General features: G+C 69.8%; 9 protein-coding genes. 1 reads left to right on the top strand and 8 read right to left on the bottom strand.

Annotated features, from left to right (window positions below):
- From Q4P07_RS12510 to mfd, 8 genes are all read right to left on the bottom strand, one after another.
- Positions 1-820, bottom strand: an 820-nt coding sequence (locus Q4P07_RS12510; protein ID WP_303375250.1) for a uracil-DNA glycosylase, incomplete at its 3' end; no start/stop codon positions are given.
- A gap of 9 nt (positions 821-829) precedes the next feature.
- Positions 830-1,777: a Ppx/GppA phosphatase family protein gene (locus tag Q4P07_RS12505; RefSeq protein ID WP_303375249.1), complete on the bottom strand. Its 948-nt coding sequence runs from the start codon at positions 1,775-1,777 to the stop codon at positions 830-832.
- Positions 1,774-2,484: a DUF501 domain-containing protein gene (locus tag Q4P07_RS12500; protein ID WP_303375248.1), complete on the bottom strand. Its 711-nt coding sequence runs from the start codon at positions 2,482-2,484 to the stop codon at positions 1,774-1,776. Before Q4P07_RS12500 ends, Q4P07_RS12505 begins: the two co-directional genes overlap by 4 nt.
- Positions 2,481-3,020 (bottom strand): septum formation initiator family protein, encoded by a 540-nt coding sequence (locus Q4P07_RS12495; RefSeq protein ID WP_303375247.1) that lies wholly within the window; start codon positions 3,018-3,020, stop codon positions 2,481-2,483. The genes Q4P07_RS12500 and Q4P07_RS12495 overlap by 4 nt, the downstream gene beginning before the upstream one ends.
- Positions 3,021-3,103: 83 nt before the next feature.
- On the bottom strand, positions 3,104-4,384 hold the full coding sequence (eno, locus tag Q4P07_RS12490) for a phosphopyruvate hydratase (RefSeq protein WP_303375246.1): 1,281 nt from the start codon (positions 4,382-4,384) through the stop codon (positions 3,104-3,106).
- 98 nt (positions 4,385-4,482) lie between these two features.
- Complete coding sequence (locus Q4P07_RS12485; protein ID WP_303375245.1) at positions 4,483-5,550, bottom strand: MazG family protein; 1,068 nt, start codon at positions 5,548-5,550, stop codon at positions 4,483-4,485.
- On the bottom strand, positions 5,520-6,092 hold the full coding sequence (locus Q4P07_RS12480; RefSeq protein WP_303375244.1) for a hypothetical protein: 573 nt from the start codon (positions 6,090-6,092) through the stop codon (positions 5,520-5,522). Before Q4P07_RS12480 ends, Q4P07_RS12485 begins: the two co-directional genes overlap by 31 nt.
- Before the next feature lie 95 nt (positions 6,093-6,187).
- On the bottom strand, positions 6,188-9,889 hold the full coding sequence (gene mfd, locus Q4P07_RS12475) for a transcription-repair coupling factor (RefSeq protein ID WP_303375243.1): 3,702 nt from the start codon (positions 9,887-9,889) through the stop codon (positions 6,188-6,190).
- Between the two features lie 192 nt (positions 9,890-10,081).
- Between mfd and Q4P07_RS12470 the strand changes: the two genes are divergently transcribed.
- Positions 10,082-12,075 (top strand): YgcG family protein (locus tag Q4P07_RS12470; protein WP_303375242.1); only part of this gene is annotated, 1,994 nt, incomplete at its 3' end.

Raw genomic sequence — 12,075 nt, 5'->3', positions numbered from 1 at the left:
GGGCGATGACCTCGTCGAGCATCTCCTCGGTCAACCTTCCGGTGAAGGTGTTCTGCTGGCTCACGTGGTAGCAGCCGTGCAGCTGCACGACCCGGCCCTTGTCGGTGGTGAGCTCGGCGAGGGCTCCGTGCCCAAACTTCGGCTGCGGCCGCGGCACGCTCCAGCCCAGGGCTGCGACGGCTCGCAGCGTGGCCGCCCAGCCGATGCCCCCCAGTGCCAGGATCGACCGGAGGGTCGGTGCAGCCAGCTGCAGGTCGCGCTGCAGCCACGGCGCGCAGGTCGCCTTCTCCTCCGTCGTCGGCTTGTTGTCCGGTGGGGCGCACCGGACTGCCGAGATGATCCGCACGCCCTGCACCGCCAGACCGTCTCCCGCGTGGACGCTCTGCGGCTGGTTTGCATAGCCGGCGCGGTAGAGCGCCGCATAGATCCAGTCGCCGGACCGGTCACCGGTGAAGATCCGACCGGTGCGGTTGGCCCCGTTAGCCGCGGGGGCCAGGCCCACGATGAGCACGGGCGAGCCTGCCTCGCCGAAGCCGTGGATGGGCCGGCCCCAATAAGGCTCGTCCGCGAAAGAGGCACGTCGCCCCGTCGTCGCCACGCTCTCTCGCCAGCTGACCAGTCGAGGGCAGGCGCGGCAGACAGTGCTTCGTGCATCGAGCTCGGCAAAGTCCTTGGCTCCCGCCGCCCCCCTGCGCACCCCCGCGGCCGAGCGTGCGGTGCGGGTCAGCGCCTCCGCAGGATCCCCCGGCCAGCCGGTGCCGGGTGGAACGGGGCTGGGGAAGAGCTGCCCGGTGACGGGATGAGGGTCGAGGCGCGCCATACCGGGACCCTAGTCCGCGAGGGAGAGCGCGATGCCGTCCAAGATGTCGGTCTCTGAGGCGCGCACCTGAGTCAGCCCTGAGTCGTGGGCGACGCGCTGGACCACCGTGCGCCAGATGAGCGCGCCAGCACCGATCACGTCGATGCGGCCCGGATGCATGAAGGGGAGCTCACGCAGACGCGACTGCGGCATCAGCAGCAGGTCGGTGCACGCGGCGATAACCTCCTCGACCGCGAGCTCAGCGCCATGGATCTTGGTCGGGTCGTAGGAGCCGAGCGCGAGGGCGTGCGCCGTCACGGTCGTGACTGATCCCGCCAGACCGACCACCGTGCCGATGTCGCTCAGATCCACAGTCTGCGCCACTTCCTCGATCGCGCGCACGATGTCGGAGAGCGCGGCCCAGACCTGGTCCTCGGTCGGCGGATCATCGTGCAGGTGGCGTTCGTGCATCCGGACACACCCGATGTCGACGGACGCGGACGCCTCCACCTCCGTGGTGCCGCGGACGAACTCGGTGGATCCACCGCCGATGTCGACGACCAGGAAGGGCGGCTCGGCATCGTCAGCGCGCAACCTGCCGGTAGCCCCCGCGAAAGACAACTGGGCCTCCTCCGCGCCCGAGATGACCTCCGGATGCACGTCGAAGTCGGCGAAGGCGCCCCGCACGCCCGCGACGAAGTCCTCCGCGTTGGCCGCGTCGCGCGACGCCGAGGTGGCCACGAAGCGGACCTGCTCGCATCCCTCGCGTCGACAGAGCGCGGCATACCCCTCCGCCGCCGCCAGCGTGCGCTGCATCGCCTCATCGGTGATCCGCCCGGTGACGTCGATGCCCTCACCGAGCCGGACGATCTGCATCTGCCGCGTGACCGGGGTCAGGGCGCTGGCGTCAGCGGCGACGTCCGCGATCAGGAGCCGGATGGAGTTGGTGCCACAGTCGATCGCACCGACCCGCCTCATGCCCACGCGCCTCCGGCTCGCTTCTCCCGTGCCCTCCGGTTAGCGACGAGGACGACGTCCGCTTCATGCGGGCCGTCGACGGGCCAGTCCACACGCTCTCGCGGCTCTCCTTCGGTGGCCCCCACCTGCTCGAGCGGGTGGTGCCGAGGGCAGGTATCCGCCGCCGGGCTGACCTCGTCCTGGTCTGAGTCGAGCGCGCCGCAGCAGCCGTTCTCCCACCACTGAGGGAGGGCCTCAATTGCTTCGTCCCCAAAGGGATTGACGCCGGGACCGGCGGCGAGCGCATGCGCGACGAGCACATGCAGGCATTTCACGCGGTTGGGCATCCCACCCGCGCTGATGCCGGCGATCTCCGGGACATGCGCGAGTTCTTCGCGGCGTCGCAGATAGTCGTCATGCGCCTGCGAGTAGGCCCAGTTCAAGGCCTCGTCCTCACCCAGCCGCTGGGTCATCTCCTTCATCAGCCCAGAACTTTCCAGGGTGGAGATGGCGGCCGTCAGGCGCGGGCAGGTGGCGTAGAAACTGGTCGGGAACGGCGTCCCGTCCGGCAGTCGAGGCTCGGTGCGGACCACGGTGGGGCATCCGCACGGGCAACGGTGGGCGATAGAGACGACACCGCGGGCCGGTCGGCCCAACTGTCGTCCGATGACGCGGAGGTCCTCCTCATTAGGAGTGCCCTCCAGGATGCTGCGGTCGGGGTTGCTCATGGCTCCTTGGTCTCTGGGAGACCCTCGTTGGCGATGTTCACCGACTCCCAGACTTGGCCGTACCACGGACTGTCCGCAAGGACTTCGTCACTAACCGGTGCCATGCCAGGGAGCGACTCAGTGTAGTCCGTGCCGGAGTCGTCGATGACCGCGAAGGCGATCTCACCCTCCTTGACAAACCGCAACCGCTGCCGGGCCTGCTGCTCCACATAGGCGGGGTTGTCCCATCTGGCCAGCTCGGACTCGAGGTCGGCGATCTGAGAACGCTCGGCCTCGATCTGGTCGGCAGCCGCGCTGATCTGCGCTCGCTGCCCCAGATAGCCGGAGAGGACCGGCGCCAGGATCAGCCCCATCACTACGACAAGCGCCACGAGCATGAGCAGGCGTCGGACGTGGGCCGGTGCATGCCGCACCGTGGAGGCAGCACCGGTCATCGAGCGCACGCCCGGTCGAGCGCCGACCCGGCGCGCGCCCACCGACCGCCCAGCGCCACGGGTCGCAGAAGTTCGCGCGGCACGAGGCTTGTTGGTGCTCATGTTGCTCCTGGGTCGCATGATGGGACCCACCTAGGGTATGGCGTGCCCGGCGCCTCGGCCTGGGGGCGCGCCGACCGCTCGGCTCAGCCGCGGAAACGCGGGAAGGCACCGGCGCCGGCGTAGACCGCCGCGTCGTCCAGCTCCTCCTCGATGCGCAACAACTGGTTGTATTTCGCGACCCGCTCTGAGCGCGCGGGCGCACCCGTCTTGATCTGGCCGCAGTTGGTCGCGACCGCGAGGTCGGCGATGGTGACGTCCTCGGTCTCGCCCGAGCGGTGCGACATCATGCAACGGAAACCGTTGGCCTGGGCGAGTGAGACGGCGTCCAGAGTCTCGGTGAGCGTGCCGATCTGGTTGACCTTGACGAGCAAGGAGTTGGCGGCCTTCTCATCGATCCCGCGCTGCAGACGCTCGGGGTTGGTGACGAACAGGTCGTCGCCCACGATCTGAACCCGGTCGCCCAGGCGCTGCGTGATCTTGACCCATCCCTCCCAGTCTTCTTCGTCGAGCGGGTCCTCGATGGAGACCAATGGGAAGGCGTCGATCAACTCGGCGTAGTAGTCGATCATCTCGTCCACCGACTTGGTCCCACCCTCGAAGGTGTAGGAGCCATCCTCGTGGAACTCCGAGGCCGCGACGTCGAGCGCGAGCGCGATGTCGCTGCCCGGGGTATACCCCGCCTTGCCGATGGCCTCGACGATGAGGTCGAGGGCCGCACGGTTGGAGTCGAGGCTGGGCGCGAAACCGCCCTCGTCACCCAGACCGGTCGCCAGTCCGCGCTCCCTGAGCACGTCCTTGAGTGCGTGATAGACCTCGGTGCCCCAGCGCAGCGCCTCCTGGAAGGAGCCCGCACCGATCGGGGCAATCATGAATTCCTGGATGTCGACGTTGGAGTCGGCGTGCGAGCCACCGTTGAGGATGTTCATCATCGGGACAGGCAGGACGTGCGCGTTGGGGCCGCCGACATAGCGGAACAGCGGCAGCCCGGCCGAGTCCGCTGCGGCCTTCGCGACCGCGAGCGAGACGCCGAGGATCGCGTTGGCACCGATCTCCGACTTGTTGTCGGTGCCGTCCGCGGCGATCATCTCCGCGTCCACGAGTCGCTGCTCGGAGGCGTCAAACCCCAGCAGGCGCGGCTCGAGGTCGTCCATGACGGCAGCGACGGCCTGCTCCACGCCCTTGCCGAGATAACGACCCATGTCTCCGTCACGGCGCTCGGCGGCCTCGAAGGCCCCGGTGGAGGCACCGGAAGGGACGGCCGCGCGGGCGACGGTGCCGTCGTCCAGGCCGACCTCGACCTCGACGGTGGGGTTGCCTCGGGAGTCGAGGATCTCGCGGGCGATGATGGCGTCAATAGAGGCCATGGGTTCTCCTTCTGCGCTCGGATCAATGCAAGGTCTGCGGACAGATTTTCGCTGTCCTGCCCCGACCCTATCCGTCAGCACCCACGAGAGTGCAGACCTCAGCCCAGCTCGCGGGCGTCCTCCGTCAAGGACCGGAGGGTATGCCGCAACGCGGCGGAGGCGTCGACGTCGCCGTCGTGCAGGTCCAGGACGGCCTCCAGGAGAAGGGCACCGGGGTCACGCTGCGCCACGCGAGCCTCGACCCACTCGCGCAGCCACTCGACCTGCCCCGCCCGCCGCAGCCGGGAGGCGACCTTCCTCGCCCGCGCGAGCTCCGGCATACCCACCGGGATCCCGTCGAGCGGGTGCTGCCGATCCGGCTTCTCCTCGGCCTTGATCAGCTCCCAGTTGGCCTCGACGGCCTGGGGCGTGGCCGCATCCCCGCCAGCGAAGACGTGCGGGTGACGGCGCACGAGCTTGGCGACGAGCCCCGCCGCCACGTCATCGATGTCGAAGGGGTCCTCCTCATGCTCCGCGGCGACCCGTGCGTGGAAGAGCACCTGGAGCAGCACGTCACCGAGCTCGTCCGCCGCGTCATCGCGGTCTGCGTCCGGGCCGTCGAGCTGGTCAAGCACCTCGGCGGCCTCGTAGGCCTCCTCGATCAGGTAGGGCGTCAGACTAGCGTGGGTCTGCTCCGCGTCCCAGGGGCAGCCTCCGGGTGATCGCAGCCGGTCCATGACGGAGACAGCGTCGAGCAGCCGGGCTCCCGGGGTGTCCCAGGAGCCGACGAGAAGCTCGAGGATGGGCGGATCCTCCTCTGGGAGGGAGACCGCGAGGGCCTCCGCCAGCCCGGGGTCACCGTCCGGCGAGCCGATCCAGACGATGGTCCCGTCCTTGGAGCCGTCGATGGTCCCGTCGTTGGTGCCCGCGCCGCTGGCAACGCCGGCAACGAGGCCGAGCAAGTGCTCAGCGAGGCCCTGCGGGCTGTGCAGTGCCGCAGGGGGCACGGCCAGCACCTGCAGCCCGGCTGCCGCGATCGCGCGGGCCTGGGCCGCGGTGGGGTCAGCGGCAACGACGGCACGCGCCTCCCCCAGCGCCGCCCATGCGGAGGAGGAGAGCAGGCCCGGCGCCACCCGCGGGCTGCTCAGGAGCAGGCTCAGCTGTCCTGGTCTGCGCTGTCGATCCACGACGGCTTCCCGAGGTTGACCTGCCCGCTCTGGTAGTCCCAGGCGCCGTAACGCGGGTTGACCTCGACGTCGATCGCGGCCACCCGGTCGGCGGTGAGGGCCTGCAGCTTGGCCATCACGTCGGCCATCGCCGGGTCCTGGAGGGTGGCCGGGTCGCTGAACACCTGACGGTACTGACGCGACAGCGCGGCGTCGATGGTGGCAGGGCCGGGGTCCGCGACGCCGTTGCGGTTGAGGATGTCGCGGATCTGCGTCTGACTGATCTCTATCGGGGAGCCGTCCACGATCTCCTCGATCACCGGCAGCAGGGCGAGGTCAGAGATGAGGTCCTGGGGGGTGTTGGGTTCCTGCTCGGGCGCGCCAGCAGCGACCTGCTGGCTGAGCACCACCTCGTTGATCTGCTGGGTGGCTTGCTGAACCTCGGCGACCGAGTAGGAGGTGCCGTCGACAGTGACGGCAGGGTCCGAGCCGGGCCCTCCACAGCCGGAGAGGACCAGGGTGGCCGACAGGGTCAGGACGGTCAACAGACGCTGGCTCTTCACGCGGCCCATCATCGCACGCGCGCACGGCGCGAGACCAAGCACCGCACGGGTGGCGCCGCTGGTCGCCAGAGTGGTCTCGACCCGGTCCCAGCCAGTCAGCCTGGACGGCCCTCGCCCTGCTGGCGGGTCGCGGCAGCGGCGATGTCGTCCAGGAGCACCGCGTGGATCAGCTGCGCTGCCCAGTCCAGGATCTCCTTGTCGCGCAGCGGCTTGCCGCCGATGCGCCCGGTCTTGGGCATCGGCACCAAGATCTGGCGCAGCGCGGCCTTGATGTTGGCGCCCGGATAGAGCCGGTTAAGGCGCAACTGCTGGCTCTCGCGCAGGTCCTCGACGGGCGCAAACCGGACCTGCTGACCCTGCACCCCGATGTCGGCGATCCCGGCCTCGCGCGCCACGGTGCGCAGTGCCGCGACCTGCAGGAGTGCCTGCGCGGGCGGTGGCGGCTCGCCATACCGGTCGACCAGCTCCTCCCGGATCGCCTCCAGCTCCTCCAGGTCCTTGACCTGGGCCAGCTTGCGGTATGCCTCCAGCCGCAGCCGCTCCCCGGGGACATAGTCGTGCGGCAGGTGCGCGTCCACGGGCAGCTCGATCTTGACCTCAGCCGGCCCCACCTCGACCTCACCCTTGAAGGACGCCACCGCCTCGCCGACCATCCGCACGTAGAGGTCGAAGCCGACACCCTCGATATGGCCGGACTGCTCCCCGCCCAGAAGGTTGCCGGCGCCACGGATCTCCAGGTCCTTCATCGCGACCGCCATGCCCGCACCGAGGTCGGTGTTGGCGGCGATCGTCTGCAGCCGGTCGACGGCGGTCTCGGTCAGCGGCTTCTCGGGGGGATAGAGGAAGTAGGCGTAGGCGCGGTCTCGCCCGCGACCGACCCGGCCGCGCAGCTGATGCAGCTGGGAGAGGCCGAGCTGGTCGGCTCGCTCAACGATGAGGGTGTTGGCGTTAGAGATGTCCAGGCCCGTTTCCACGATCGTGGTGCAGACCAGCACGTCGAAGCGGCGGTCCCAGAAGTCAAGGACCACCTGCTCAAGCCGGTGCTCGCCCATCCTGCCGTGGGCGACCTCGATCCGAGCCTCGGGCACCAGGTCACGCAGCCGGGCAGCGGCCCGGTCGATCGAGCTGACCTTGTTGTGCACATAAAAGACCTGCCCCTCGCGAAGCAGCTCGCGACGGATCGCGGCACCGATCTGTCGCTCGTCGTAGCCGCCGACGAAGGTCAGCACGGGGTGGCGCTCCTCCGGCGGCGTCGCCAGCGTCGACATCTCCCGGATCCCGGTCACCGCCATCTCCAGGGTCCGCGGGATCGGGGTCGCCGACATCGCGAGCACGTCGACGTTGGTCCGCAGCGCCTTGAGCTGCTCCTTGTGCTCGACGCCGAAGCGCTGCTCCTCGTCGATCACGACCAGGCCAAGGTCCTTAAACCGCACGGTGGAGCCGAAGATCCGATGGGTGCCGATGACCATGTCCACGGATCCGTCCGCCAGGCCGGCGATCGTCGCCTTGGCCTCCTTGTCGCTCTGGAAGCGGGAGAGCGGCCGCACGGTCACCGGGAACTGCGCATAGCGCTCGGAGAACGTCTGGAAGTGCTGCTGGACCAGCAGGGTCGTCGGCACCAGGATCGCGACCTGCTTGCCCTCCTGGATCGCCTTGAAGGCGGCGCGGACCGCGATCTCGGTCTTGCCGTAGCCCACGTCGCCGCAGATGAGCCGGTCCATCGGGACCGACTTCTCCATATCCGCCTTGACCTCGTCGATCGAGGAGAGCTGGTCGGGCGTCTCGACGAAGGCGAAGGCGTCCTCGAGCTCGCGCTGCCACGGCGAGTCCGGTCCGTAGGCGTGGCCGGTGGTCGCCATCCGCGCCGAGTAGAGGCGGATCAGCTCAGCGGCGATCTCCTTGACGTGCTTGCGGGCCCGCGCCTTGGTCTTGCCCCAGTCGGAGCCGCCAAGCCGGTTGAGGCTGGGCGCCTCGCCACCGACGTACTTGGTGAGCTGGTCGAGCTGGTCGGTGGGCAGAAACAGACGGTCAGGTATGCCGTGCCCACGAGGCTTGGACGAGGCGTACTCCAGGACGACGTACTCCCGGGTGGCGCCCTGGACGGTGCGCTGGGCCATCTCGACGAACTTGCCGACACCGTGCTGCTCGTGCACAACGTAGTCGCCCGGACGCAGCGCGAGAGGGTCGACCTGCTGACGGCGTCGCGAGGGCATCTTGCGCATGTCCCGCGTCGAGCCCCCGGTGGTGCGCTGACCGGTGAGATCGGTCTCCCCCACCAGGACGAACGCGCTCTCCGGACTGGTAAGCGCGAAGCCGTACCCCACCACTCCGGTGGTGACGGTCACGACGTCGGCGCGCACGTCGGTCGCGGACGTGAGCGGGATGACCAGCTGGTGAGGTATGTCGTGCTCGCCCAAGATCTCGGCGACCCGGCGTGCCACGCCTGGCCCGTCGGGGCTGACCAGCACCCGGCGCCCTTCGTCACGCCAGGTGCGGATGGCGCGGACCACGGCCTCGCTGTCGCTACGGAAGGCCTCCACGGGAGCACTCGGGACGACCAGGGTGAGGATGGTGTCGTCGTCGCCGCTGCCTGCCTCGTGCGCCTGGAGACCACCGGTCGCGCGCGGCACGGGCTGGTGCGACGCGGCCTCCACCAACTCGGCGTCGGCCAGGAAGGAGGTGAGCGACCACCAGGGTCGACCGGTGGTCAGAGCATGGTCGCGCATGTCAGCGAGCGACCACGAGGAGGCGGTGCCGAGGACGTTCTGCAGATCGATCGGCACCGTGGCGTTGGTGGAGGCGGCGGCGGCCCAACTGGCCTGGAGGAACTCCTCGGAGGTGGCCTCCAGGTCGTGCGCGCGAGTGCGCACGCGCTCGGGGCCGAGCACCACGATCCGCGAGCCGCGGGGCAGCACGTCGACCAGCGTCTCCATCCCGTTGACGAGGACGGGCGCCAGCGACTCCATACCCTCGGCAGCGATGCCTTCGGCGATCTTCCCGAGCAGCTCTGCCGCTCCGGGCAACGTGCCGACGAGGTCGCGAGCGCGCTCGCGCACCTCGTCGGTGAGGAGCACCTCTCGGCACGGCGGGGCATACAGGCCGTGGTCAGCGATCTCCAGCGACCGCTGGTCGGCGACCTTGAACCAGCGCACCTCCTCGACGGTGTCTCCCCAGAACTCGATCCGGACGGGGTATTCCTCGGTGGGTGGGAAGACGTCAAGGATGCCGCCCCGGACCGCGAACTCACCACGGCGTTCGACCATGTCGGTGCGCGAGTAGGCGGCCCCGACGAGCGCCTCGACGATGTCCGGCAACTGGTGCTCCTCGCCCGCGCGGACACGCACCGGCTGCAGCTCCGCCAGACCCTTGACGATCGGCTGCAGCAGGGCCCGGACGGAGGCGACGACCACCTTGACCGGCCCAGCCTGCGGATCGGAGTCGTCCGGGTGCGCCAGCCGCCGAAGGGTCGCGAGCCGCTGGCCGACCGTGTCGGAGCGAGGGCTGAGCCGCTCGTGCGGCAACGTCTCCCAGCTCGGGAAGCCGACCACGCTCGCGCCGCCGTCCGGCAACAACTCGCCGAGGGCAGCCATCAGGTCGTCAGCTTCCCGCCCGGTGGCCGTGACGGCCAGGACGATGGCGGCTTTGGTCGGGGCGCCGGCGAGCGCAGCAACGAGCGCCGGGTGTGCACCTGCGGCGATCGAGACATCGACCGCGGACTCCCCCTCGCGGGCAGCGTCGAGCACCCGCGCGGTGGCGGGGTCGGCGCACAGCAGGTCGACGATGGGAGAGAGAGGCAATGGAGGAGTCCTTGGCCGGCGGAAGGGGCGGGGAGCAAGTCTAGGCGCGCGACCCGACCGTGGACGCGACCGGACCGCTGCCCCCGACCGTCGGTGTGAGCGCACCATGCCATGCTGGGTGCCAGTCCAGCCCTCATGCCTCGGCGTTGCGGTGGACGACCGGGATGAGGTTCAGGGAGGATTGCAGACGTGATGACCAGCAGCGCTCGGCTTCAGGGTCGCTCGTGGAGGTATGCGGCGGCGCTCGCGGTGGGGGTCGCGCTTGGCCCGATGGTCGCGTCCGCACCGGCGTTCGCGGAGGAACCGCTCAACCTCCAGGGCTCTATCTACGACCCAGCCGACGTGCTGACCGCGGCCGAAGAGGACCAGGCGCAGCAGGAGATCGACGACCTCCAGAAGGAGACCGGGCTGCAGCTCTTCGTCGCCTACGTCGACGAGTTCACCAACGCCGGCAGCACGGTCGACGGCCCGACCTGGGCGCAGTTGACCTCCCAGCAGTCCGGGATGGGCACCGGTGACCTGCTCCTCGCGGTCGCGGTCGACCAGCGGCAATATGGCCTGGGAGATGTCGGGAGCACCTTCGAACAGGCCCAGCTCCAGGCGGTGCAGCTCCAAGACATCGAGCCTGCCCTCGGCGCCGAAGACTGGGCCGGTGCCATCAGCGGCGCCGTCGAAGGATTCAGCAGAGAGAGCACCTCAGGTGGCTCCGGGTCCGGCGGCGCGCTCGGCGGCGACGCCTCCGATCCTGGCCCTGTGTGGACGGACTCCAACCGCGGCTTCGGGACGGGTTTTTCCGCTTTGATCTTCGTCGCTCCGGTCCTGTTGGTGGCCGGCAGTGGAGTGATCAACGCGATGGCCAGCAAGAAGCGTCGTAAGAAGTCCGGCGCGACCGTGCCGCCGGCGGCGCAGGGCATCAGCCTGCAGGACCTGCAGCACCAGGCCTCAGAAGCGCTCGTCGGCATGGACAACGCACTGCGCTCCGCCGGGGAGGAGCTGGGCTTCGCCGAGGCGCAGTTCGGCACCCAACGCACCGAGCAGTTCCGCGCCGTGCTGGAGCAGGCCAACACGGCCGCTAAGGAAGCCTTCTCGCTGCGTCAGCAGCTGGATGACGACCGTCCGGAGCCCGAGGACGTCGAACGCGAGATGCTCGCGCGCATCCTGGAGCTCACCGGCAACTCGCGTCGGACCCTCGATGAGCACACCCAGGAGTTCGCGACGCTGCGCTCGCTGCAGGACCGGGCGCCAGAATTTCTCAAGGAGCTCGCAACCCGGTTGGCCGAGACGCAGCAGCGGTTGCCGGTCGCCGCCCAGGAGCTGCAGGGCCTGGCGGCGCGCCACCCGGCGCAGGCGCTGCGGACCGTGCAGGAGCACCACGCCCAGGCCACCGGTCTGCTGACCTCCGCAGAGGGCTTCATCCGCGCCGGCGAGCAGTCGCTCCAGCGCGACGATCGCGCCTCCGCGGTAGCGGCCGCGCGCGCCGCCGAGGAGGCGATCGGCCAGTCGGCCACCCTGCTCGACCAGATCGGCCGTGCGGACGCCGAGCTGGCCAACTCTGCGGAGGAGCTGAGCAAGCGGATCGGCTCGATCAGCAGCGACCTGCGCGACGTCGAGCGGCTAGCTCCCCGGGAGCCCGTCATCGCGCAGGCAGCGCAGCGCGCCCGCGCGGTGATCGAGCAGGCACAGTCCGCCCGGACCTCCGGTGACCCGCTCCGAGCGCTCGCCGATCTGGACGCCGCTGAGCACGACCTCGACACCCTGCTGCAGCCGATGCGCGATGCCGATGCGCACCTGGGCAAGATGCGCGAGAACTTCACCGAGCGTGTCTCGCGCGTCGGTGCCCGGCTGCAGAGCATCAACGAGACGATCACCGCCCGGCGTGGCGCCGTCAGCAGTGGTGCCCGCACCCGGATCTCCGAAGCCCTGCGCGTCTTCGACGAGGCGCAGCAGAAGAGTCAGGACGACCCCAGTGTCGCGATGGGCCTGCTCACCCGCGCTGAGCAGCTCGGCGAGCAGGCGCTCACCGAGGCCCAGAACGACCTCAGCTCCTGGGGCGGCTCCGGCGGCTACGGGGGCGGGAACCGCGCTGGTGGCATCGACCCGTGGTCGGTGATCCTCGGCGGCCTGATCCTCGGGGGTGGCAACCGCGGCGGCGGGCAACGCCACTCCGGCGGCTGGGGCGGCGGCGG

Source organism: Ornithinimicrobium sp. (assembly GCF_030537745.1).
GTDB lineage: Bacteria > Actinomycetota > Actinomycetes > Actinomycetales > Dermatophilaceae > Ornithinicoccus.
The sequence above is the reverse complement of the archived record's forward strand: the minus strand, read 5'-3'. Positions and strand labels throughout refer to the sequence as shown.